Consider the following 21716-nt stretch of genomic DNA (forward strand, 5'->3'; position numbering starts at 1 on the left):
CAGGCCAATGCAGCCATCGCCTCGGCCTCGGACAGCCGGCCCTTGTTGCCGCGCGCGAGCGGCAACGGGTGCTGCACGCGCGCGCGCTGCTGGATGCACGCTTCGGCGAGGAGCGGCCGCTGGAGCGGCTCGCGCGCGAGGTCGGGCTGGGCGAGAAGCGCCTTCAGGCCGGTTTCCGCGCGCTGGTGGGCACCTCGGTGCACGGCCACCTGCGCGAAGTGCGGCTGCAGGCCGCGGGCCGGATGCTGCATGGTGGACACAGCGTCACCGACACCGCGCTGGCGGTGGGGTTCTCCAGCCTCAGTCACTTCAGCAAGGCGTTCCGCACGCAGATGGGCTGTACCCCGCGCGCGTGGCAGCGCGGGGACGGTGTGGGGGCGGGCGACGCCGCACCATAGCCAACGACATCGTGCTGGCCAGGCCCTCTGCAGGCGATGTGAGACGATGACGCCATCACAGCGCCTGCCGGCATGGCCAGGCCGGAGGACATGCGGGACACCATGATCGCAATGAACTGGATTCGCCAGGATGAGCAGGGGTGGCATTTCGACGCCTACTTCGACTATCTGGCAGGGGCAGCGGCGGACTTGCCCGACACACTTCGCGAGTTCGCGCTCGATCTCGGCAACTACGCGCTGCGCGGCCGCGATTCCCTGCACGACGCGCGCATGAGCGCGTTCCGGGTTGAAAAGTCGGCTGTCGACGGTGCCGAAGGGGCGACGGTCAGCATCGAGGTGGTTCTGCTTGATCAGCAGTTCGAAGGCGAAATGCTGATGACGTACTCGGGCGTGGTGGGCTATCTCCTGCAGGAAGCGCTTTGCAGTGACGACCCCAGCGTCGATGTGCTGGTGCATGAGGTATCGGTGGTCGAACCAGGGCGCTACCGGCACACCGTGCTGTTCGACAACGGTGGCGGCTATGCAGTGGAATTCTCCGGGTTCACCCGGGCGCGCCGCGAGCGCGCGCCATCGCGCATGTAACGCAGCGGAACCAACGAAAAACGCCACGGTCTCCCGTGGCGTTCTGCTTCCGTCAAGCTGCCAGAGCCTCAGCCCAGCAGCTTGCGCACCTTGGTCAGCGCAGCCATGAAGCGCTCGATCTCGGCGTGCGTGTTGTAGAACGCCAGCGAGGCACGGCAGGTGGCGGCAACCCCGTAGTACTGCAGCAACGGGTGTGCGCAGTGCTGGCCTGAACGCACGGCCACGCCTTCCAGATCCAGCAGGGTGGCCAGGTCGTGCGCGTGCGCGCCGTCGATCAGGAAGGACACCACGGCGGCCTTCTCCGGTGCTTCGCCGAGGATGCGCAGGCCATCGACCTTGCGCAGTTCTTCGGTGAAGTGCGCCAGCAGCTCGGCCTCACGCGCTTCCACGTGCTCCAGGCCCAGGCCCTGCAGGTAATCCACGGCCACGCCCAAGCCGATGAAGCCGGCGATGTTCGGGGTGCCGGCTTCGAACTTGTGCGGGGCGTCGTTGAACACGGTGCCGTCGAAGCTGACTTCCTTGATCATCTCGCCACCGCCGAGGAACGGCGGCATCGCGTCGAGATGCTCGCGGCGGGCCCACAGCACACCGGTGCCGGTCGGGCCGCACATCTTGTGGCCGGTGATGGCGTAGAAGTCGCAGCCGATCGCGGCCACGTCGACCTTGCGGTGCGGCACCGCCTGCGAACCATCGACCACAGTGACGATGCCGCGCTTGCGCGCTTCACGGCAGATCTCGCGCACCGGGTTGACCGTGCCCAGCACGTTGGAGACGTGGGCCACGGCCAGCAGCTTGACCTCGGGGGTCATCGCCTTGCGCAGTGCCTCCAGGTCCAGCGCGCCATCGGGGGTGATCTCGGCCACGCGGATGGTCGCGCCGGTGCGCTGGGCGACCAGCTGCCACGGCACGATGTTGGCATGGTGTTCCATGCGCGAGACCAGGATGACATCACCGGCCTTCAGCCGCGGCAGCGCCCACGAGTACGCCACCAGATTGATGGCGAAGGTGGTGCCGCTGCACAGCACCAGCTCGTTGCTGCGCACGTTGAGGAAGCGGGCCAGCTTGTTGCGCGCGCCCTCGTAGGCGTCGGTGGCCTCGGTGCCCAGCGCGTGCACGGCACGGCTGACGTTGGCGTTGTAGCGGCGGTAGAACTCGTCCACCGCGCCGATCACCTGCACCGGCTTCTGGCCGGTGTTGGCGTTGTCGAAATACACCAGCGGCTTGCCGTGCACTTCGCGCATCAACAGCGGGAAGTCGAGGCGGACGCGGTCCCAGTCCGGCGTGCCGGCAGGGGTTTCGATCGGGCGCGGCGTGGACAGGTTCATGCCACACCTGCCTCGGCCAGGGCCTTGTCCAGACGGCGCGCCAGCTGCTCGCGCAGGGCCTCGGGCAGCACCTTCAGCGGCTCGTGGCAGAACGCGGCGCTCAGCAGTGCCTGTGCCTGCGGCTGCGGCAGGCCGCGCGAACGCAGGTAGAACAGCGCGTTGGCATCGAGCTGGCCGACGGTGGCACCGTGGGCGGCCTTCACTTCGTCGGCGTCGATCACCAGCACCGGCTGGGTGTCGATCTCGGCGTCGGCCGACAGCAGCAGGTTCTTGTTGGACAGGTTGGCGTCGGTGCCGTCGGCGCCTTCGCGGATCTGGATGCCGCCATGGAACACCACGCGGCTGCGGTTGGCCGCCACGCCGCGCCACAGCAGCTCGCTGCTGGTATCGCGGGCGATGTGGTCGATGCCCAAGCGGGTATCGACGTGGCGGCGGCCATTGCCGAGCAGCACGCCGTTGGCGGTCAGCTGGGCGTTGTCACCTTCCAGGCGCACGTTCAGTTCGTGGCGGCTGAGTGCAGCGCCCAGCTCCAGGTCGACGCGGTGGTACTGGGCATCGCGTGCCAGCACCGCATCGGTACGCAGGAAGCTGGTCTGGCGTGCGCTGCCGGCCTGCACGCGGGCGTGCTTGAGCACGGCATCGCGGGCGACGTGGGCATGCAGCACGGTGTTGTCCAGGTGCGCCGAGTCGCCCACGCTGAAGCGGTGCTCGACCACGCCGAGGCTGGCGCCGGCACGCAGTTCGATCAGGTGGCGGTGGTGCCAGGCCAGGTCGGTCTCGCCGGCCACGCTGGCGAACACCAGCTGCAGCGGCACCTCGACCTGCACGCCTTCGTCCACGCGCAGCACCACGCCTTCATCGGCCAGCGCGGCATTCAGGCGGGCGAACACCTCGTCGCTGCGCTCGTAGCGGCGGCCGAGGAAACGCGCGGCATCCTCACCGGCGGCCAGCGCCGAGGACAGCGGTTCCAGCTGCACGCCGGCCGGCAGGCCGTGGGTGTCGCTGAGCGCGTCGCTGAGGCGGCCGTTGACGAACACCAGGCGCGGCGCGGGGATGTCTTCCAGCACGGCCGCATCCAGCACCGGCGGCGACAGCGGCGCGGCGGCGAAGGCACGACGCTCCAGCTGGCGCAGCGAGGTGTACTTCCAGGCTTCGCTGCGGGCGGCCGGCAGGCCATCGCGCAGCACCGTGTCGAGCACTTCGCGGCGCGCATCGCTGCCGCAGAAGGCCTGGGCCATCGAGTCGAGCAGGGCGCTCATCAGACCGCCGCCTCGCGCACCACGCGATCCTTGAGGAAATCGTAGCCGTGCGCTTCCAGTTCCAGCGCCAGTTCCGGGCCACCGGTCTTGACGATGCGGCCATCGGCCAGCACGTGCACCACGTCCGGCTTGATGTAGTCCAGCAGGCGCTGGTAGTGGGTGATGACCAGGAACGAACGGTCGGCCGCGCGCAGTGCGTTGACGCCGTCGGCAACGCTCTTCAGCGCGTCGATGTCCAGGCCCGAATCGGTTTCGTCGAGGATCGCCAGCTTCGGCTCGAGCACGGCCAGCTGGAAGATCTCGTTGCGCTTCTTCTCGCCACCGGAGAAGCCTTCGTTGACGCCACGGTGCAGCAGTTCGTCCTTCAGGTGCAGCACGGCCAGCTTCTGCCGCACCAGCTTCAGGAACTGCATGGAATCCAGTTCGTCCTGGCCGCGCGCCTTGCGCTGGGCATTCAGGGCCGCGCGCAGGAAGTAGGTGTTGTTCACGCCCGGGATTTCCACCGGGTACTGGAAGGCCAGGAACAGGCCGGCGGCGGCGCGCGCTTCCGGGTCCTGGTCGAGCAGGTCGCTGCCTTCGAACTGCACGCTGCCTTCGGTCACTTCATAGCCGTCACGGCCGGCCAGGACATTGCCCAGGGTGGACTTGCCGGCGCCGTTGGGGCCCATGATGGCGTGCACCTGGCCGGGCTTCACTTCCAGCGACAGGCCCTTGAGGATTTCCTTGTCGCCGATGCGGGCGTGGAGGTTTTCGATCTTCAGCATGGTGGGGATTTCCGTGGGGCGGGCCGCGGCCCGCCGATAAAGAGAATGCGTTTGCGAGGGGCAGGGGCGGGCGGTCAGCCCACCGAACCTTCCAGCGAGACTTCCAGCAGCTTCTTGGCTTCCACTGCGAACTCCATCGGCAGTTCGCGGAACACCTGCTTGCAGAAGCCGTCGACGATCATCGACACCGCGTCTTCCTGGCTGATGCCACGGGCGCGGCAGTAGAACAGCTGGTCGTCGGAGATCTTCGAGGTGGTGGCCTCGTGCTCGACGGTGGCGCCCGGGTTCTTCACCTCGATGTAGGGGAAGGTGTGCGCACCGCACTGCTTGCCGATCAGCAGCGAATCGCACTGGGTGTAGTTGCGCGCGCCATCGGCATTGCGGTCGACCTTGACCAGGCCGCGGTAGGTGTTCTGGCCGCGGCCGGCGCTGATGCCCTTGCTGACGATCTTGCTCTTGGTGCGCTTGCCGACGTGGATCATCTTGGTGCCGGTGTCGGCCTGCTGGCGGTGGTGGGTCAGCGCCACCGAGTGGAACTCGCCCACCGAATCGTCGCCCAGCAGCACGCAGGACGGGTACTTCCAGGTGATCGCCGAACCGGTCTCGACCTGGGTCCAGGTGACCTTGCTGCGCGCACCACGGCATTCGGCACGCTTGGTGACGAAGTTGTAGATGCCGCCGACGCCGTTCTCGTCGCCCGGGTACCAATTCTGCACGGTGGAGTACTTGATCTCCGCATCTTCCAGGGCGACCAGCTCGACCACCGCGGCGTGCAGCTGGTTCTCATCGCGCATCGGCGCGGTGCAGCCTTCCAGGTAGGAGACGTAGGCCTTGTCCTCGCACACGATGAGGGTGCGCTCGAACTGGCCGGTGTGGCCGGCGTTGATGCGGAAGTAGGTGCTCAGTTCCATCGGGCAACGTACGCCCTTGGGAATGAACACGAAGCTGCCATCGGAGAACACCGCCGAGTTGAGCGCGGCGAAGTAGTTGTCGCCCACCGGCACCACGGTGCCCAGGTACTGGCGCACCAGCTCCGGGTGTTCCTTGATGGCCTCGGACATCGAGCAGAAGATGATGCCCTTCTCGGCCAGTTCCTTGCGGAAGGTGGTACCGACGGATACCGAGTCGAACACCGCGTCCACCGCCACGCCGGCCAGCTTGGCGCGCTCGTGCAGCGGCACGCCCAGCTTGTCGTAGGTGTCCAGCAGTTCCTTCGGCACGTCATCCAGCGAGGCGTACTTCGGGCCCTTCGGCGCGGAGTAGTAGCTGAGCGCCTGCAGGTCGATCGGGGCGATCTGCAGCTTGGCCCAGTTCGGAATCGGCATGGTCAGGAAGTGGCGGTAGGCGTCCAGGCGCCACTGCGTCATCCATTCCGGCTCTTCCTTCTTGGCCGACAGGGCACGGATGGTGTCCTCGTCCAGGCCCGGCGGCAGGGAGTCCGATTCGATCTCCGTGATGAAGCCGGCCGAATACTTGCGACCGAGCTGCTCATGGATCTCGCGGTTGGGGGTGTCGTCGTGGGCGACGGTTTCGATGGTTTCGGTGGCCATGGGGGGGCTGCCTACGGATCAGGAGACGACGTCGACAGCGATGGTGCGGCGCTGTTCGTCATCGACAAGGGGAAGGGGGGGCAGGATCTGGGCGAGGGTGACATCGCGCAGGGCCTCGGAAACCACGTCGTTGATCAGCCGCCAGCTGCTGCGCGCACCGCATTTGGGCGCCATGTTGCACTGGTGGTGGTCGTGGCTGCATTCGGTCAGGGCCAGCGGCCCTTCCATTGCCTCGACCACCTCGAACAGCGAGATCTCGATGGACGGGCGGGTCAGCCGGTAGCCGCCGCGGACACCGCGCAGGCCTTCGACCAGGCCGGCCTGGGCCAGCGGCTTGAGCACCTTGCTGACGGTGGGCGGTTCCAGACCGGTGAATTCGGCCAGCTCGGTCGCACTCAGCACTTCGCCCGGGCGGGCGGCGAGTACGGTCAGCACGACGGTGGCGTAATCGGTGAGTTTGGTGACGCGCAACATGGGGGATGCGAGTGGTTCTTAAAGCGGACTGAAATTGTACGCTTTTCTTCGCCAGCATCCAACCCGGCCATTCAGGCGGCGCTGGGGGCGGTCGTCGGCCGGCCGGGAACAGGACGCCGGGGGCCACCGGGGCGTAATGCTGCGACATGCGGGTTGTTTTCGCAATCACCCGGAATGAGTGAGAATCGGGGTTCCTTTCGCTGCAGACCTCCCTTGCCGATGCCCAAGAAGATCCAAGCCCGCAAGTCCGCCATCCATGGCAACGGCGTGTTCGCCGTGGCCCCGATCAAGCAGGGCGAGCGCGTGATCCAGTACAAGGGCCTGCTGCGCAGCCACGGCGACGTCGATGCCGACGACAGCGGCGACGTGGAAAGTGGCCATACCTTCCTGTTCACCCTCAACGATGACTGGGTGATCGACGCCAACTACAAGGGCAACGACGCACGCTGGATCAACCACAGCTGCGACCCGAACTGCGAGGCGGTGATCGAGGAAGACGAGGACGGCGACAGTCGGGGCGACAAGGTCTTCATCGAAGCGCTACGCGACATCACCGCCGGCGAGGAGCTGACCTACAACTACGGCATCGTGCTGGCCGAGCGCCACACCGCCAAGCTGAAGAAGATCTGGGAGTGCCGCTGCGGTTCGCCCAAGTGCACCGGCACGATGCTGCAGCCCAAGCGCTGACCGGTGTCTGGGTAGTGCCGGCCGCTGGCCGGCATGGGCCTGACTGCGATGCCGGCCAGCGGCCGGCACTACCGGGCCTCTCCACCTGCCGTGCACGACCGGGTCACCGCCGTGCAATGGCCGTTCGCCGACCCTGTGTGTTCCCTCACTGGAGCACACGACATGACACAGCGTATCGCCGGCAAGCAGGTCGCCATCCTCGCGACCCACGGCTTTGAACAGTCCGAACTGATCGAACCCAAGCGCCTGCTGGAAGCGCAGGGCGCGATCGTCACCGTGGTCTCCCCCGCGCAGGAGGCCAGCATCAAGGGCTGGAAGGACAAGGACTGGGGTGGCGTGGTGGCGGTGGACCTGGCGCTGGCCGAGGCCGATGCCGGGCGCTTCGATGCGCTGGTGCTGCCCGGCGGGGTCATCAATCCCGACACCCTGCGCACCGACGAGGCGGCGCTGGGCTTCATCCGCAGCGTGGCCGATGCCGGCAAGCCGGTGGCCGCGATCTGTCATGGCCCTTGGGTGCTGATCAACAGCGGGCTGGCCAAGGGGCGCGAGGTGACCTCGTGGCCGTCGCTGCAGCAGGACCTGGCCAATGCTGGCGCGCGTTGGCGCGATGCCGAGGTGGTGGTGGACGGCAACCTGATCACCAGCCGCAAGCCGGATGACATTCCGGCTTTCAGCGAGGCCGTGGTCAAGGCGCTGGCTGCGTGATGGAGGGCCGCCGGGCATGGCCCGGCGCTACCTCCAACCGGGGCGACATGCGGTAGCGCCGGGCCATGCCCGGCGAGCGCGAAGCGCGGGAACAGAAGAAGCTGCCGGCCAGCGGCCGGCACTACCCTTATTTGCCGAGGAGGCCGGCCGGCACCAGGTTGCCCAGGTTCTGGTTGAAGGTGACCACCAGCTTGCCGTTCTTGACCTGTGCCGACTGCACCTGCAGCGCGCCCAGCACGCCGGCCACGGCCGGGTCCAGCTTGTAGATCGGTTCGCGGCGGGCGTAATCGCTCAGCGCGGCGTTGAGCAGGCCGCGCGTACGCGAGTCGAGGCGACCGCCCTGGCTGGCCGGGGTGAAGTCATCCACGGTCGGGTCCTGCAGGTGGAAGCCCTGGGTCTGCGCGTCGTAGCGCAGGCCGCTGCTGAGCTTCACCTTGCCCAGGTTGGTCGGGGTGCCGCCGGCGGTGGCCAGTGCCAGGTCCATGCCGAGGTCGAGGCGTTCGCCGGCCGGCAGGCTCAGCTGCGGGTGGCTCATGGTCAGTGCGATCAGGCCGCCCAACGCATCCTGGGTGCGCGGGAAGCTGCCATCCAGATACTGCTGCACATCGCTGGCGCCAACCGCCAGTTCGCGCCCGGAAATCGAGGGGGCCGCCTGCGCACCGATCGCGGCGGCGATCAGCACGGTGGACGCGGCAAGGCGGGTCATCAGGGAACGCAGGCGCATGGCGGTGACCGGGGCGATGAATGAGGGCTACAGAGTAGCTTTGCACGCTGAATCCTGCGTGCATGCCACTGCAACGGTTCAGTCCAGCGTTGGTTGCAGCTGCGCCGACTGGATCTGCCAGCCCTGGCCATCGGCGCGGGGCTGCACGCGGTACCAGCCGTGGTAGCGGAACACGCCCTCGCCGGTGGAGGCGCGGATGCGTACCGGCACCTCCAGCAGGCGCGGCGGCTGCTGCTGATCGCGGGGCACGGCGGGGTCGCTGTCCAGGCGCAGGTTGCGCACGTCCGGCAGCAGGCGCAGTGCTGCATCGTCGGCACGCCGCGCGTCGGGCGGGGCGATGGCCCAGGCTGCATCGATGCCGGCCTTGTTGCGGTTGAGCAGGTCCAGCACATAGCGGTTGAGCAGCCGGGAAGGTGTTTCACCATCCGCGGCGACCGCGCCATACAACGGATCGATGGCCGGCGATGCGACGGTGGCTGCGTCGGGTGAGACAGCGGGACGGCCTGCTTCGGCCGCTGGCGCTTCGGCGGGCGGCGGCACGGCGGCGGCATCATCGGATGGTGTCTGCCTGGAACAGCCCAGCAGGGTCACCGTCATCATCAACAACAGGGCACTGCGCATGTCTGCCTCCTCCCCGAGGCGACCTGGAGGAGGGCAGTGTATCGGCAGCGCCCGGATCAGCGCGACGTGGGCAGCTGTTCCAGTGCGTCCAGTGCCGGCAGCACCTGCGCCGCCACGGCGGCCAACGCGTGGCCGTCGGTGTCGGCGTGGCGCTGCACGATATCGCGCAGCAGCTGGGTGGCGACCACCAGGGTGGCGCGCTCGTCACCGCTGAGGCCGGCCGTGCGCGGGGCGCTTTCCAGCAGGCGCATCAGGTCGCGGCTGGCGCGATGTTCCAGTTCGATGGTGCAGCGCCCGGTGCACTGGTGCCCGTCCTTTTCGATCGGGGTCACCGAGATCCGGTAGCGGGTGGAGGGGCTGGCCATGAGGGTGTGCTCGCCTGGGTCTGGAGGGATGTGCCCACCATAGGCAAGGCCGCGACCGGCGGCGACGGCCGGGGCTGCACGCAGTGTTCCACCCGGTCCGTTTCCGACACGGAAAAACCGGGCCACAGCCAATGCTGGTGCGGCTGTCGGCGGGGACGGTGCGGGCGCGGAAACGCTGTGTTGCGGTTTGCGCGGGGTCGTGGCGCCGGCGCAAACAAAAACGGGACGGCCTGCGCCGTCCCGTCGAAAGATGCCGTTGGGCGCGCGCTTAGAGCGCGGCGTCCTTCAGCTTCTTCAGCGGGCGCACCTTCAGCTTGGTGGTGGCCGGCTTGGCAGCGAACCACTGCTCTTCCTTGGTGAACGGGTTGATGCCCTTGCGCTTCGGCTTGGCCGGCACGCTGACGGTGGAGATCTTCAGCAGGCCCGGCAGGGTGAAGGAGCCAGCGCCCTTCTTGTGCACCGAGGAAGCAACGGCGGTTTCAAGCGAGGCCAGCACCGCGCGCACGTCCTTGGCGACAACGCCGGACGCTTCAGCGATGTGTGCAACCAGGCCCGACTTGGTCAGCACTTCCTTGATCGGCTTCGGAGCGGCCGGCTTGGCGGCAGCCTTCGTCGCGACTTTCTTCACTGCCTTTTTCGGGGCAGCCTTCTTAGCGGTCTTTGCCATGGTTTCCTGTTCCGTGAACGGTTGGTTGTGTGGTCGGCGCCGAACCCCGTCGGCAAGCGCAATGTAGGGCAACTCTCGAGCGCCGCCAATAGCCCGGAGCGCGGAAAGTGCATGTTTTTTCATATCCAGGCCGATTGAGTACATGTCCGGATGCAGGAAAACGGGGCCTGCGCTGCACTGCGCAATACGCGGCGCGGACAGCAGGGACTGCGCGAAACCGCTGAAAACAAGGGAGAAATTCGTTTCGCGCTGGCGAGGAAGTGTCCAGCGGGCTGACCCGGGACAGCCGTATTGCCTGCGGCGGGGCGACGCAGGGCTAACGCGCGCCGTGCGAGGGTGGCCGTTCATCACCGCCACGCAGGAGCAGCACATGGGAATCTCGCGACACGCCACCGCGCACTGGGAAGGGGACCTGAAGTCGGGCAAGGGCCAGTTGAACACGCCGCAGAGCGGCCTGCTGGACAAGACCCGCTACGGCTTCAACAGCCGCTTTGGCGACGAGAAAGGCACCAACCCGGAGGAGCTGATCGCCGCCGCGCACGCCGGCTGCTTCACCATGGCGCTGTCGGCCAAACTGGGTGACGCCGGGTTTACACCGACCTCGCTGGATACCGAAGCCAAGGTCGATCTGTCGATGGAAGGTGGCCCGCAGCTGTCGCAGATCCGGCTGAAAGTGAAGGCCGTGGTGCCGGGCATCGACGCCGCGCAGTTCCGCGCGATCGCCGATGACGCCAAGCAGAACTGCCCGGTGTCCAAGGCACTGAGCGCGGTGCCGATCAGCCTGGAGGCCGAGCTGGGCTGAGGCCGGTAGCGCCGGGCCATGCCCGGCGAGCGAAGCGGAACGGAGCCGGGCATCGCCCGGCGCCCCATCGCAATCACCAATCGATGGTTCCGGCAATCACCGTCTGCACCTGTCCGCCGGACCACACCTCGCCGTCCTCATCCACGCGCAGGGTCAGCCGTGCATCGTGGCCGACCTCGCGTCCCTGGCTGACTTCATACGGTTCGCGGCCGCGCGGCAGCACGCCACGCAGGTCCAGCCACGCGGCCAGCACGGCATTGGCCGCACCCGAGGCGGCATCCTCGAAGCGCCGCCCGTTGCCGACGAAGGCGCGCACGGCCAGGTCGAAACCTTCACTGCCATCGCTGAACGCATAGGCGAACACGCCCATGCTGTCGGTGGATTCGGCCAGCGCGGCGACCGCGTCCCAGTCCGGCTGCAGCGCACGCAGCGCGGCCTCGTCAGCCACCTGCACCACCCACCAGCTGCGGCCGCCCTGCATGCGTGCCGGCGGCAGCTCACCCCGCGGCCAGCCCTGCAGCGCGGCCTGCAGGCGCGGATCATCGGCCTGCGTGGTTTCGGCCAGCTGCGCGCGCGGGGTGCGGATGGCGATGCGCTGTCCGGCGCCTTCGCCGATCACCTGCAGCGGCAGCAGCCCGGCGATGCCGTCCTGCACCAGCACGCCCTCCACCGGCGCGGCCAGGCCGGCCTGCAGCACGGCGTGGGCGGTGCCGACGCTGGGATGGCCGGCGAAGGGGACCTCCTTCTGCGGGCTGAACATGCGCAGACGGTAGCTGCTGCCAGCGGTCTGCGGCGCGAACACGAAGGTGGTTTCCGGCAGCCGGGTCCAGCGCGCAATGGCCTGCATGGCAGTGTCGTCCAGGCCCTCGGCATCGAGCACCACGGCCAGCGGATTGCCGGCGCCGGCGTGCGGCGAGAACACATCCAGTTGCAGGAAACGGCGTGCGGACATCAGGGAAAACTCCAGGAAATGGGGAAATGGTAGCGCGGGGCCATGCCCCGCGAGCGCGCAGCGCGGCAAGGCCGCCGGGCATGGCCCGGCGCTACCAGCGGATCTGGCCGTCGATCACCGGCTGCACCTGGCCGCCGATCCACACCGTGCCTTCGGCATCGACGCGGACATGGACATGGCCGTCGCGGCCGACTTCGCGGCCCTGGCTGGCCACGTAAGCACCCGCGCCGCCGGGCAGGGCGCCACGTTCGCGCAGCCAGGCGCCGATCAGCGCATTGGCGCTGCCGGTCACCGGGTCCTCGGGCACATTCACCGCATCGCCCGGGCAGAACGCGCGCACCACGCGGCTGTGTCCCGCAGCGGGTTCATCGGCGAACACCGCCACGCCGGTCGCGCCGGTGGCGTTGGTCCAGTCGCGCAGGGCGGCCATGTCCGGGGCCAGGCCGCGCACGGCGGCGGCATCGCGCAGCGGCAGCAGCCACCAGCGCGGGCCGTTGTCCCACAGCTCGGGGGCATGGCCGTCGGCGGCCAGGGCCAGCAGCGGTTCCGGTACCTGACCAGGGGCGGTGGGCAGGTGGCGGGCCGGCGGGCTGGCCAGTTCGATGGTCGGCGCGTCGGCCGGGCCGCTCACCCGCACCGGCAGCAGGCCGGCGGCGCATTGCTGGACCAGGGCGCCGCCGTCCCCCGGCGTGGCCAGGCCGCAGGTGACCGCCGCCCAGGCCGCGCCGACACTGGGGTGGCCGGCGAACGGCAGCTCGCTGCCCGGGGTGAAGATGCGGATGTGGTAGTCGGCACCGGCGGCGCTGGGCTGCAGGAAGAACACCGTCTCGGACAGGTTCAGCCAGGCCGCCAGCGCCTGCATGCGCCCGGCGGACAGCCCGTCGGCGCCCAGCACTACGCCCAGCGGGTTGCCGCTGCCGGGCTGGTGGGCGAAGACATCAAGCTGCAGGTAGCGGAAGGCGGCCATCGGCGGGTCCATTGGGCTTAGAATCGAAGGTTCCGCCCCCTCGGGCGGCTCCCCCACATTACACATAGCCTATCCATGTCAGCTTCCCCCCTTGTCGATCGTTGGATCGTACTGAAGTTCGGCGGCACCTCGGTGTCGCGTCGCCACCGCTGGGACACGATCGGGAAGCTGGCGAAAAAACGCGCGGAAGAGACCGGCTCGCGCGTGCTGGTGGTGGTCTCGGCGCTGTCCGGGGTCACCAACGAACTGACCGCGATCGCCGATGGCGCACCGGACAGCCGCGACCGCGTGGCCGCCCTGGTCGAACGCCATGAGGGCTTCCTGGTCGAGCTCGGCCTGGGCCGCGAGGTGCTGGGCGAACGCCTGGCCGCCCTGCAGGGCCTGCTGGATGACCCGCGCGCAACCACCCGCCCGCTGGAATGGCAGGCCGAAGTGCTGGGCCAGGGCGAACTGCTGTCCTCGACCCTGGGTGCGGCCTACCTGCACGCCTCGGGCCTGGACATGGGCTGGATGGATGCCCGCCAGTGGCTGGACGCAATGCCGCCGCAGCCGAACCAGAGCGAGTGGTCGCAGCGCCTGTCGGTGAACTGCCAGTGGCGCGCCGACGCGGACTGGATGCAGCGCTTCCGCGCGCAGCCGACCCGCCTGCTGATCACCCAGGGCTTCATTTCCCGCCATGCCGACGGCGGTACCGCCATCCTCGGCCGCGGTGGTTCGGACACCTCGGCGGCGTACTTCGGTGCGCTGCTGGGCGCCAGCCGCGTGGAAATCTGGACCGACGTGCCGGGCATGTTCAGCGCCAACCCCAAGGACGTGCCCGACGCGCGCCTGCTGACCCGCCTGGACTATTACGAAGCGCAGGAAATCGCCACCACCGGCGCCAAGGTGCTGCACCCGCGCTCGATCAAGCCCTGCCGCGACGCCGGCGTGCCGATGGCCATCCTCGATACCGAGCGCCCGGAACTGCCGGGCACCAGCATCGATGGCAATGCCGCGCCGGTGCCGGGGGTGAAGGCGATCAGCCGCCGCAACGGCATCGTGCTGGTGTCGATGGAAGGCATCGGCATGTGGCAGCAGGTCGGCTTCCTGGCCGATGTGTTCGGCCTGTTCAAGAAGCACGGGCTGTCGGTGGACCTGATCGGTTCGGCCGAAACCAACGTCACCGTGTCGCTGGATCCGTCCGAGAATCTGGTCAACACCGATGTGCTGGCCGCGCTGTCGGCTGACCTGTCGCAGATCTGCAAGGTCAAGGTGATCGTGCCGTGCGCGGCCATCACCCTGGTCGGCCGTGGCATGCGTTCGCTGCTGCACAAGCTGTCGGACGTGTGGGCCACCTTCGGCCGCGAGCGCGTGCACATGATCTCGCAGTCGTCCAACGACCTGAACCTGACCTTCGTCATCGATGAAGCCGATGCCGATGGCCTGCTGCCGATCCTGCATGCCGAGCTGATCGACAGCGGTGCGATGCCGGTGGAAGAGACCGAAGTATTCGGCCCGCGCTGGCGCGAGATCGCCGGCACCGTGCGCCCGCGCGGCACGCCGTGGTGGCGTGGCCAGCGTGCGCACCTGCTGCAGCTGGCCGACGCCGGCACGCCGCGCTACGTCTACCACCTGCCCACCGTGCGTGCCCGCGCCCGTGCGCTGGCCGCGGTCAAGCCGATCGACCAGCGCTACTACGCGATCAAGGCCAACAGCCACCCGGCCATCCTGCAGCTGCTGGAAGCCGAAGGCTTCGGCCTGGAATGCGTTTCGTACGGTGAGCTGAAGCACGTGTTCCAGCACCTGCCGGAACTGTCGCCCAAGCGCGTGCTGTTCACCCCCAGCTTCTGCCCGCGCGAAGAGTACGAAGCCGGCTTCGCGCTCGGCGTCACCGTCACCGTGGACAACCTGGAAGCGCTGCAGCGCTGGCCGGACCTGTTCCGCAACCGCGAAATCTGGCTGCGCGTGGACCTGGGCCGTGGCGAAGGCCACCATGCCAAGGTCCGCACCGGCGGCAAGGATTCCAAGTTCGGCCTGCCGATGGCGCGCGTGGACGAGTTCGTGCGCACCGCCACCGATCTGGGCACCCGCGTGGTCGGCCTGCATGCGCACCTGGGCAGCGGCGTGGAAACCGCGCAGCACTGGCGCCTGATGTGCGATGAGCTGGCCGGTTTCGCCCGCCGCATCGGCAGCGTGCAGACCATCGACATCGGCGGTGGCCTGCCGATTCCGTACAGCGAGGAAGACGAGCCGTTCGACCTGGACGCCTGGGCCGAGGGCCTGGCCGAGGTCAAGGCGCTGCACCCGGCGTTCCGCCTGGCGATCGAGCCGGGCCGCTACCTGGTGGCCGAATCGGGCGTGCTGCTGACCCATGCCACCCAGGTGGTGGAAAAGGACGGCGTGCGCCGCGTCGGCCTGGATGCCGGCATGAACACGCTGATGCGCCCGGCCCTGTACGACGCCTGGCACGATATCGAGAACCTCAGTCGCCAGGGCGGTTATGCCGAAGCGGCGTTCGATGTGGTCGGCCCGATCTGCGAGTCCAGCGATGTGTTCGGCAAGCGCCGCAAGCTGCCGGTGTCGACCGCGCCGGACGACGTGATGCTGATCGCCGACGCCGGTGCCTACGGCTATGTGATGGCCAACACCTACAACCAGCGGGCGATGCCGCGCGAAGACGTGATCGAGTGATCGCTGCCCTCCGCACCCTGCACCCGCCCACCGACACGTCCTGCGCCTTCGCGCGGGGCGTGCCTGACCGCGCTTGAACTGGATCCACCATGACTGCTTTCGATAAACACCAGGTTTCCCGCTTCCGCTTCGTCCGCTGCGAATTCGCCGCGGATACCGGCGTGGCCAAGCTGGTCTACGCCTTCGACGACGGCCCGGAGATGGTGGAAACCATCACCGTGCCCGGCGCCCCGTTCGTGCTGGACGAGGCGCGCGCGGGCGCGGTGCAGCGTGCGCTGCAGCTGCTGCACCTGATCGCCGGTGTCAGCTACTACAAGGCGGGCGTGCCGGAAACGGTCAGCATCGACAGCTATGCCATCGATGCCGAGACCGCGGCGCTGGTGGAAACGGTCTACCTCAACGGCCTGGGCGAATTCGCCTACCGCAACGGCCTGAACCTGCGCGGGCGTTTCCGCCTGCCGGTGCAGGGCGACGCGGTGCAGGCGCCGGTGCTGGGCCTGCAGCCGCATGCGCTGGTGGCCATCGGCGGCGGCAAGGATTCGCTGGTCAGCATCGAAGCGCTGCGCCGTGCCGGCGTGGACGAGACGGTGACCTGGATCGGCGGTTCGCAGCTGATCCGCGCCTGTGCCGAGCGCACCGGCCTGCCGACCCTGAACCTGGGCCGCGCGCTGGCGCCGGAGCTGTTCGAGCTGAACCGCCAGGGCGCGTGGAACGGGCATATCCCGGTGACCGCGGTGAACTCGGCGATCATGGTGCTGGCCGCGCTGCTGCAGGGCGTGGACCAGGTGGTGTTCTCCAACGAGCGTTCGGCCAGCTACGGAAGCCAGATTCCAGGCACTGGCGAAGTGAACCACCAGTGGTCCAAGGGCTGGGCGTTCGAGCAGGCCTTCGGCAACCACGTGCAGAAGCAGGTGGCCGCCGATCTGCAGTACTACTCGCTGCTGCGCCCGATGTCGGAGCTGGCGGTGGCCCGCCAGTTCGCCAAGAGCGATTTCTACGACGCGCATTTCTCCAGCTGCAACCGCAACTTCCACATCCTTGGCGAGCGCCCGGTGAACCGCTGGTGCGGCGTCTGCCCGAAGTGCCACTTCGTGTTCCTGGCGCTGGCCCCGTTCATGCCCAAGACCCGCCTGGTGCGCATCTTCGGTCGCAACCTGCTGGACGACGCCGGCCAGGCCGGTGGCTTCGATGCGCTGCTGGAATTCCAGGACCACAAGCCGTTCGAGTGCGTGGGTGAAGGCCGCGAATCGCGCGCGGCGATGGCCACGCTGGCGCAGCGCCCGGAATGGAAGGAAGACGTGCTGGTGAAGCGCTTCTGCAACGAGATCCAGCCGCAGCTGGGTGCCGCTGAACTGGAACTGGCGCCGCTGCTGCAGCTGCAGGGCGAGCACCGCATTCCGACCGCGCTGTGGGAACGTGTGCGTGAAGATTTCACAGCTTGAAGGAAAGCGCGTTGCGCTGTGGGGCTGGGGACGTGAGGGCCGCGCGGCGTTTGCCGTGCTGCGCGCGCGCCTGCCCGCGCTGGCCCTGAGCCTGTTCTGCCCGGCCGCCGAGGCCGAGGCGGCGCGTACCGAAGCGCAGGGTCAGCTGGACGTGCGTGGCGAGCCCACTGCCGAGGCGCTGGCCGCGTTCGACGTGGTCATCAAATCGCCCGGCATCAGCCCCTACCAGCCGATCGCGCTGGCGGCGGCAGGGCAGGGCACGGCCTTCATCGGCGGCACCGCCCTGTGGTTTGCCGAGCACGCGGCTGAAGATGGCATCGTGCACGACACCGTGTGCGTGACCGGCACCAAGGGCAAGAGCACCACCACCGCGCTGGTGGCGCACCTGCTGCGCGCCGCCGGCCACCGCACCGGGCTGGTCGGCAACATCGGCCTGCCGCTGCTGGAAGTGCTGGACCCGCAGCCCGCGCCCGACTACTGGGCGGTGGAGCTGTCCAGCTACCAGACCGGCGAAGTGGCGCGCAGTGGCGCCCGCCCGCAGGTGGCGGTGGTGCTGAACCTGTTCCCCGAACACCTGGACTGGCACGGCAGCGAGCAGCGCTACATCGAGGACAAGCTGCGGCTGGTGACCGAGGCCGCGCCGCGCATCGCCGTGCTCAACGCCGCCGATCCGCACCTGGCCGCGCTCTCGTTGCCGGACAGCGAAGTAGTCTGGTTCAACCAGCCGCAGGGCTGGCACATGCGCGGCGATATCGTGCACCGTGGCGAACAGCCCGTATTCGATACCCGCAACACGCCGCTGCCGGGCCGCCACAACCGCGGCAACCTGTGCGCGGTGCTGGCCGCGCTGGAAGCGCTGGGCCTGGATGCCGTGGCATTGGCGCCGGCGGTGCAGGATTTCCGTCCGCTGCCCAACCGCCTGCAGCGCATCGGCGAAGCCGATGGCCTGACCTACGTCAACGATTCGATCAGCACCACGCCGCATGCCAGCCTGGCCGCGCTGGAATGTTTTGCCGGCCAGCGCATCGCGCTGCTGGTGGGCGGGCACGACCGTGGCCTGGACTGGACCGATTTCATGCAGCACATGGCGCACGACGTGCCGCCGGTGGAGATCGTGACGATGGGCAGCAACGGCCCGCGCATCCACGCGATGCTGCAGCCGCTGGCCGATGCCGGCCGCTTCGGCCTGCACGCGGCCGGCGACCTGCCCGAGGCGATGGCGCTGGCACGCGCTGCGCTGGGTGCGCAGGGCGGGGTGGTGCTGCTGTCGCCGGGCGCGCCGAGTTTCGGTGCCTACCGCGATTATGTGGCCCGCGGCCGCCATTTCGCCGAACTGGCCGGGTTCGAGCCGGATAGCATCAGCGCGATTCCGGGTCTGGGCATCGGGTAAGGGGTCGGCCTCGATCCACGGTAGTGCCGGCCGCTGGCCGGCAACCCGGGCACCGGGTCCACGCATGGCGTGGCTCTACTGCAGGTGAGCGTTACCATCGGCGCATTCCCGGACGGATTCGAGACGCCCGATGTGCACCTTCATCACCCTGTTCCTGCCCACCTCGTTTGCGCACGTTGAAGCCGCCGCGATCTTCACCCGCAGCGGCCGGCGCCTGTTCGCGCAGGATTCGCCGAGCCTGCAGGCCGCGGTCGGGCCCGGCTGGCAGCCGTGGCTGAGCGCCGCGCACTGCGATTGCGGCACCGCGCTGGCGTCGGTGCGGGCCAAGCCGGAATGGAAGGGCGATGCCGCGCGCTGGCGGAAGAAGGGCTGGAGCGAGGCGAAGATCGCCCGCGCGCTGGCCGAGCAGTTGGCGCGGCATGCGCAGGATCAGCAGCTGCGTCGCGATGAAGCGCTGGGCGACGCCGGGCAGTGGTTGCAGCGCATCGATGCCCTGCTGCAGTCCGGGGCCGCGCGCATTGGCCTGCTGGTACGCGACTACGATGGCGCGGTGGATGCCCGGCAGCCGGCGCCGCCGGAACGTCATTGGTCGCGGGGCCAGTTGGATGCAGCGGATCTGCTGGCGCTCGCGCCGGGCACGTTGCATTGGATCGAGCGCGGTTGAGCCCGGGAAGCCAGCGGGGTCGGATCCCTTTCCGCAGGAAAGGACTCTGACCCCCCATCCACGCGTGGCGTGGCTCTACTCGATGAACGCGTAATCACCATCAATCAGCTGCTGCAGGTACGCATCGAAGCTGGGCGCGATGACTGCATAGCTGTCCGGATCATGCAGGTAGCGCACCACCTGGCCGACGGTGCCGCCCGGTGCCGGGTCGAAATCCAGGTAGAGCATCGAGGTGCCGCCGTTGTTCATGCAGTGCGAGAAGCACAGGCGGCGGTCCATCGGCAGATCGGCGTCGATGCCGTCGCCAAGGATCTCCGGCTCGTCGTCCAGCCATTCCTCGTAGATGGACCGAATGCTGTCGTCCCACTGCTGCTGGTCTTCGAAGATCTGCGCGACCGAGCGCAGGTAGTAGGGGTAGCCGCCGTCCTCGACATCCGAACCCAGCATGTAGACCACGACCTCGCCACCGGGATATTCGCGGAAATGCGTGCCATCCACCCGCGACAGCAACGCCAGCAGGCTCTCGGGTACCAGCGGCCACTGCGCGCGTAGGCGCTGCAGATCTTCGGCACTGGCGCCCTGGACATGTGCCCATTGCGCTGCGTCCTCGGCCGGCAGGCGCGGGACAAGGCCAGACAGAAAGCGATCAACAAGGTTCATGTAGAAGGGGACGGAGGGGATCAGGTCGTATCCAACCACACCTGCGTCACGTCGCCAATGCAGAATGCGACCCGGGAGGGCGTTCTGCGACTTAATCCCCTCCGTCCCCTTTTCAGTGGAGCAGGCGCATGAACCGATGGCGTTGTGGTGTGGCGATGGTGCTGGGGCTGGCGGCGATGCCGGTCTGGGCGGCGATGAAGACCCAGCCGGTGGAATGGAAGCACGAGGGCACGACCTTCAGTGGCGTGCTGGTCTATGACGACAGCGACAACGACAAGCGCCCGGGCCTGGTGATGGTGCCCAACTGGAAGGGCGTGAACGAGTCCGCCATCGAGAAGGCCAAGCAGCTGGCCGGCGACGACTACGTGGTGCTGGTGGCCGATGTGTACGGCAAGGGCGTGCGGCCGAAGACCGATGCCGAGGCGGGTCCGGTGGCGACCAAGCTGCGAAACGACCGGCCGCTGCTGCGTGCGCGCGCGCTGGAAGCGGTGAACGTGCTCAAGGCCCAGGCCGGCAAGGCACCGCTGGATGCCAGCCGGATCGGTGCGGTGGGCTTCTGCTTCGGCGGCACCACGGTGCTGGAACTGGCCCGCGCCGGTGCGCCGCTGGCGGGTGTGGTCAGCCTGCACGGCGGGCTGGGCTCGCCGCTGCCTGCACAGGCCGGTGGCAGCCATCCCTCGGTGCTGGTGCTCAACGGCGCCGACGACAAGAGTGTGACCGCCGAGGACATCGGCAGCTTCCAGAAGGAAATGGACGCGGCCAAGGTGGATTGGGAATTCACCAACTACAGCGGCGCGGTGCACTGCTTCGCCGAGCGCGATGCCAACAGCCCGCCGGGCTGCCAGTACAACGAACGCGCGGCCAAGCGCGCGTGGAAGGCGCTGGATGAGTTCTTCGAGGAGCGGTTCGAGAAACGTTGAAAAGGTGTGCCGACCAACGGTCGGCACCCACCGATGTTTCAGTGCCGACCAACGGTCGGCACCCACAGGAAGAGGTAGGTGCCGACCGTTGGTCGGCACACCTTCACCGGTCAGTGCGAGCGCTGCACCGCGTAACGGGCCAGGCCGCGCAGGGCCGCCACGGCATCGTTGTCGCCCAGGCCGTCGAGCGCGCGTTCGGCGGCTTCGGCGTATTCCTCGGCACGGCGGCGGCTGTAATCCAGGCCGCCGGTGGCGCGGATGGCGGCCAGCACTTCCGGCATGGCCGAGGCGTCGCCGTCCTGCACGATGCTGCGCAGGCGCTCGCGGGTGGCATCGTCCGAATGGGCCATGGCGTGGATCAGCGGCAGGGTCGCCTTGCCTTCGGCCAGGTCGTCGCCCAGGTTCTTGCCCAGTTCCTCGGCGTTGGCCGAGTAATCCAGCACGTCATCGGCAATCTGGAAGGCGTAGCCCAGGTGCATGCCGTAGTCGTACAGGGCCTGCTGGGTGGCTTCGTCCACGCCGCTGGCCAGCGCGCCCAGGCGGGTGCCGGCAGCGAACAGCACGGCGGTCTTGCGCTCGATCACGCGCAGGTAGGCCGCTTCGTCGGTGTCCGGGTTGTGCACGTGCAGCAGCTGCAGCACTTCGCCTTCGGCGATGCGGTTGGTGGTGTCAGCCAGGATCCGCATGACCGGCATGCGGTCCAGTTCCACCATCAGCTGGAAGCTGCGCGAATACAGGAAGTCGCCCACCAGCACGCTCGGCGCGTTGCCCCACAGGGCATTGGCGGTGCTGCGGCCGCGTCGCAGGCTGGATTCGTCCACCACGTCGTCATGCAGCAGGGTCGAGGTGTGGATGAACTCGATGATCGCCGCCAGCTGGTGGTGCTCCGGGCCGGCCTGGCCGACCGCGTGGCCGGCCAGCATGACCAGCATCGGGCGCAGGCGCTTGCCGCCGGCGGAAATGATGTGGTCGGCGATCTGGTTGATCAGTACGACGTCCGAGGACAGCCGGTCCCGGATCAGGGCATCGACGGCGGCCATGTCGGCCGCAGCAAGCGACTGGATCTGGGGCAGGCCCAGGGCGGGACGGGTGTCTTCGGTGATGGTCATGCGATCAGGCTTTCAGGCT

The 21716-nt window shown here is 68.4% G+C and carries 23 protein-coding genes; 10 read left to right on the top strand and 13 right to left on the bottom strand.

Annotated features, from left to right (window positions below; translation table 11 throughout):
- Positions 1-68 precede the first annotated feature (68 nt).
- On the top strand, positions 69-398 hold the full coding sequence (locus C1925_RS21205) for a helix-turn-helix transcriptional regulator (protein WP_216821995.1): 330 nt from the start codon (positions 69-71) through the stop codon (positions 396-398).
- A 111-nt stretch (positions 399-509) separates the two neighbouring features.
- On the top strand, positions 510-980 hold the full coding sequence (locus C1925_RS05865) for a hypothetical protein (protein ID WP_108768071.1): 471 nt from the start codon (positions 510-512) through the stop codon (positions 978-980).
- 68 nt (positions 981-1048) lie between these two features.
- On the opposite strand, the gene C1925_RS05870 is transcribed toward C1925_RS05865, so the two are convergent.
- From C1925_RS05870 to C1925_RS05890, 5 genes are all read right to left on the bottom strand, one after another.
- Positions 1049-2305 carry a cysteine desulfurase gene (locus C1925_RS05870; RefSeq protein ID WP_108768072.1) on the bottom strand — a complete coding sequence of 419 codons (1257 nt, stop codon included), beginning with the start codon at positions 2303-2305 and terminating at the stop codon, positions 1049-1051.
- A complete protein-coding gene (gene sufD, locus C1925_RS05875) occupies positions 2302-3564 on the bottom strand; it encodes a Fe-S cluster assembly protein SufD (protein ID WP_108768073.1) in 1263 nt (420 codons plus the stop codon). The genes C1925_RS05870 and sufD overlap by 4 nt, the downstream gene beginning before the upstream one ends.
- Positions 3564-4328 carry a Fe-S cluster assembly ATPase SufC gene (sufC, locus tag C1925_RS05880; protein ID WP_108764333.1) on the bottom strand — a complete coding sequence of 255 codons (765 nt, stop codon included), beginning with the start codon at positions 4326-4328 and terminating at the stop codon, positions 3564-3566. The genes sufD and sufC overlap by 1 nt, the downstream gene beginning before the upstream one ends.
- A 74-nt stretch (positions 4329-4402) precedes the next feature.
- Complete coding sequence (sufB, locus tag C1925_RS05885) at positions 4403-5878, bottom strand: Fe-S cluster assembly protein SufB (protein WP_108768074.1); 1476 nt, start codon at positions 5876-5878, stop codon at positions 4403-4405.
- A gap of 18 nt (positions 5879-5896) precedes the next feature.
- Positions 5897-6352 (bottom strand): SUF system Fe-S cluster assembly regulator, encoded by a 456-nt coding sequence (locus C1925_RS05890; protein ID WP_108768075.1) that lies wholly within the window; start codon positions 6350-6352, stop codon positions 5897-5899.
- A 219-nt stretch (positions 6353-6571) separates the two neighbouring features.
- Here C1925_RS05890 and C1925_RS05895 point away from each other — a divergent pair, with 219 nt between their 5' ends.
- Together C1925_RS05895 and C1925_RS05900 are read left to right on the top strand one after the other, a co-directional pair.
- Positions 6572-7039: an SET domain-containing protein-lysine N-methyltransferase gene (locus tag C1925_RS05895; protein WP_108770630.1), complete on the top strand. Its 468-nt coding sequence runs from the start codon at positions 6572-6574 to the stop codon at positions 7037-7039.
- A gap of 162 nt (positions 7040-7201) precedes the next feature.
- On the top strand, positions 7202-7744 hold the full coding sequence (locus C1925_RS05900; RefSeq protein ID WP_108768076.1) for a type 1 glutamine amidotransferase domain-containing protein: 543 nt from the start codon (positions 7202-7204) through the stop codon (positions 7742-7744).
- 127 nt (positions 7745-7871) lie between these two features.
- On the opposite strand, the gene C1925_RS05905 is transcribed toward C1925_RS05900, so the two are convergent.
- The 4 genes from C1925_RS05905 to C1925_RS05920 all read right to left on the bottom strand — a co-directional run bounded on the left by C1925_RS05905 (position 7872) and on the right by C1925_RS05920 (position 10121).
- Entirely contained in the window at positions 7872-8468 is a 597-nt protein-coding gene (locus C1925_RS05905) for a DUF1439 domain-containing protein (protein WP_108768077.1), read from the bottom strand.
- A 78-nt stretch (positions 8469-8546) separates the two neighbouring features.
- Entirely contained in the window at positions 8547-9089 is a 543-nt protein-coding gene (locus C1925_RS05910; RefSeq protein ID WP_108768078.1) for a hypothetical protein, read from the bottom strand.
- Between the two features lie 56 nt (positions 9090-9145).
- Entirely contained in the window at positions 9146-9454 is a 309-nt protein-coding gene (locus C1925_RS05915) for a DUF3861 family protein (RefSeq protein WP_108768079.1), read from the bottom strand.
- A 268-nt stretch (positions 9455-9722) separates the two neighbouring features.
- Positions 9723-10121 (bottom strand): HU family DNA-binding protein, encoded by a 399-nt coding sequence (locus C1925_RS05920; protein ID WP_108768080.1) that lies wholly within the window; start codon positions 10119-10121, stop codon positions 9723-9725.
- Between the two features lie 370 nt (positions 10122-10491).
- Here C1925_RS05920 and C1925_RS05925 point away from each other — a divergent pair, with 370 nt between their 5' ends.
- Entirely contained in the window at positions 10492-10923 is a 432-nt protein-coding gene (locus C1925_RS05925; protein ID WP_108768081.1) for an OsmC family protein, read from the top strand.
- Positions 10924-10996: 73 nt separating this feature from the next.
- Here C1925_RS05925 and C1925_RS05930 read toward each other — a convergent pair whose 3' ends face one another.
- Both C1925_RS05930 and C1925_RS05935 read right to left on the bottom strand, forming a co-directional pair.
- On the bottom strand, positions 10997-11875 hold the full coding sequence (locus C1925_RS05930; protein WP_108768082.1) for a PhzF family phenazine biosynthesis protein: 879 nt from the start codon (positions 11873-11875) through the stop codon (positions 10997-10999).
- 91 nt (positions 11876-11966) lie between these two features.
- The gene (locus C1925_RS05935; RefSeq protein ID WP_108768083.1) at positions 11967-12842 is read right to left on the bottom strand and encodes a PhzF family phenazine biosynthesis protein; all 876 of its coding nucleotides are present in this window, start codon (positions 12840-12842) and stop codon (positions 11967-11969) included.
- A 75-nt stretch (positions 12843-12917) separates the two neighbouring features.
- Here C1925_RS05935 and C1925_RS05940 point away from each other — a divergent pair, with 75 nt between their 5' ends.
- The 4 genes from C1925_RS05940 to C1925_RS05955 all read left to right on the top strand — a co-directional run bounded on the left by C1925_RS05940 (position 12918) and on the right by C1925_RS05955 (position 19008).
- The gene (locus C1925_RS05940; RefSeq protein ID WP_108768084.1) at positions 12918-15512 is read left to right on the top strand and encodes a bifunctional aspartate kinase/diaminopimelate decarboxylase; all 2595 of its coding nucleotides are present in this window, start codon (positions 12918-12920) and stop codon (positions 15510-15512) included.
- A gap of 89 nt (positions 15513-15601) precedes the next feature.
- Positions 15602-16954, top strand: coding sequence for a UDP-N-acetyl-alpha-D-muramoyl-L-alanyl-L-glutamate epimerase (gene murL, locus C1925_RS05945; protein ID WP_108768085.1), 1353 nt, complete (start codon positions 15602-15604; stop codon positions 16952-16954).
- Entirely contained in the window at positions 16935-18344 is a 1410-nt protein-coding gene (gene murD, locus C1925_RS05950) for a UDP-N-acetylmuramoyl-L-alanine--D-glutamate ligase (RefSeq protein WP_108768086.1), read from the top strand. Before murL ends, murD begins: the two co-directional genes overlap by 20 nt.
- Before the next feature lie 130 nt (positions 18345-18474).
- Positions 18475-19008, top strand: a complete 534-nt coding sequence (locus C1925_RS05955) for a hypothetical protein (protein WP_108768087.1) — start codon at positions 18475-18477, stop codon at positions 19006-19008.
- Between the two features lie 75 nt (positions 19009-19083).
- Here C1925_RS05955 and C1925_RS05960 read toward each other — a convergent pair whose 3' ends face one another.
- Positions 19084-19668, bottom strand: a complete 585-nt coding sequence (locus tag C1925_RS05960; RefSeq protein ID WP_108768088.1) for an SMI1/KNR4 family protein — start codon at positions 19666-19668, stop codon at positions 19084-19086.
- A 128-nt stretch (positions 19669-19796) separates the two neighbouring features.
- Here C1925_RS05960 and C1925_RS05965 point away from each other — a divergent pair, with 128 nt between their 5' ends.
- Complete coding sequence (locus C1925_RS05965) at positions 19797-20588, top strand: dienelactone hydrolase family protein (protein WP_108768089.1); 792 nt, start codon at positions 19797-19799, stop codon at positions 20586-20588.
- Between the two features lie 110 nt (positions 20589-20698).
- On the opposite strand, the gene C1925_RS05970 is transcribed toward C1925_RS05965, so the two are convergent.
- The gene (locus tag C1925_RS05970) at positions 20699-21697 is read right to left on the bottom strand and encodes a polyprenyl synthetase family protein (protein ID WP_108768090.1); all 999 of its coding nucleotides are present in this window, start codon (positions 21695-21697) and stop codon (positions 20699-20701) included.
- Between the last annotated feature and the right edge of the window lie 19 nt (positions 21698-21716).

This window comes from Stenotrophomonas sp. SAU14A_NAIMI4_5 (genome assembly GCF_003086795.1).
Classification (GTDB): Bacteria; Pseudomonadota; Gammaproteobacteria; order Xanthomonadales; family Xanthomonadaceae; genus Stenotrophomonas.

Bases quoted from the DNA above. Each gene is read 5' to 3' on its own strand.
- sufC (WP_108764333.1), bottom strand. From the start codon at position 4,328: ATGCTGAAGATCGAAAACCTCCACGCCCGCATCGGCGACAAGGAAATC.
- C1925_RS05940 (WP_108768084.1), top strand. From the start codon at position 12,918: ATGTCAGCTTCCCCCCTTGTCGATCGTTGGATCGTACTGAAGTTCGGC.
- C1925_RS05930 (WP_108768082.1), bottom strand. From the start codon at position 11,875: ATGTCCGCACGCCGTTTCCTGCAACTGGATGTGTTCTCGCCGCACGCC.
- C1925_RS05870 (WP_108768072.1), bottom strand. From the start codon at position 2,305: ATGAACCTGTCCACGCCGCGCCCGATCGAAACCCCTGCCGGCACGCCG.
- C1925_RS05960 (WP_108768088.1), bottom strand. From the start codon at position 19,668: ATGAACCTTGTTGATCGCTTTCTGTCTGGCCTTGTCCCGCGCCTGCCG.
- C1925_RS05895 (WP_108770630.1), top strand. From the start codon at position 6,572: ATGCCCAAGAAGATCCAAGCCCGCAAGTCCGCCATCCATGGCAACGGC.
- C1925_RS05925 (WP_108768081.1), top strand. From the start codon at position 10,492: ATGGGAATCTCGCGACACGCCACCGCGCACTGGGAAGGGGACCTGAAG.
- C1925_RS05910 (WP_108768078.1), bottom strand. From the start codon at position 9,089: ATGCGCAGTGCCCTGTTGTTGATGATGACGGTGACCCTGCTGGGCTGT.
- sufD (WP_108768073.1), bottom strand. From the start codon at position 3,564: ATGAGCGCCCTGCTCGACTCGATGGCCCAGGCCTTCTGCGGCAGCGAT.
- C1925_RS05955 (WP_108768087.1), top strand. From the start codon at position 18,475: ATGTGCACCTTCATCACCCTGTTCCTGCCCACCTCGTTTGCGCACGTT.
- C1925_RS05970 (WP_108768090.1), bottom strand. From the start codon at position 21,697: ATGACCATCACCGAAGACACCCGTCCCGCCCTGGGCCTGCCCCAGATC.
- sufB (WP_108768074.1), bottom strand. From the start codon at position 5,878: ATGGCCACCGAAACCATCGAAACCGTCGCCCACGACGACACCCCCAAC.
- C1925_RS05965 (WP_108768089.1), top strand. From the start codon at position 19,797: ATGAACCGATGGCGTTGTGGTGTGGCGATGGTGCTGGGGCTGGCGGCG.
- C1925_RS05865 (WP_108768071.1), top strand. From the start codon at position 510: ATGAACTGGATTCGCCAGGATGAGCAGGGGTGGCATTTCGACGCCTAC.
- C1925_RS05915 (WP_108768079.1), bottom strand. From the start codon at position 9,454: ATGGCCAGCCCCTCCACCCGCTACCGGATCTCGGTGACCCCGATCGAA.
- C1925_RS05920 (WP_108768080.1), bottom strand. From the start codon at position 10,121: ATGGCAAAGACCGCTAAGAAGGCTGCCCCGAAAAAGGCAGTGAAGAAA.
- C1925_RS05890 (WP_108768075.1), bottom strand. From the start codon at position 6,352: ATGTTGCGCGTCACCAAACTCACCGATTACGCCACCGTCGTGCTGACC.
- C1925_RS05935 (WP_108768083.1), bottom strand. From the start codon at position 12,842: ATGGCCGCCTTCCGCTACCTGCAGCTTGATGTCTTCGCCCACCAGCCC.
- murL (WP_108768085.1), top strand. From the start codon at position 15,602: ATGACTGCTTTCGATAAACACCAGGTTTCCCGCTTCCGCTTCGTCCGC.
- C1925_RS05905 (WP_108768077.1), bottom strand. From the start codon at position 8,468: ATGCGCCTGCGTTCCCTGATGACCCGCCTTGCCGCGTCCACCGTGCTG.
- C1925_RS05900 (WP_108768076.1), top strand. From the start codon at position 7,202: ATGACACAGCGTATCGCCGGCAAGCAGGTCGCCATCCTCGCGACCCAC.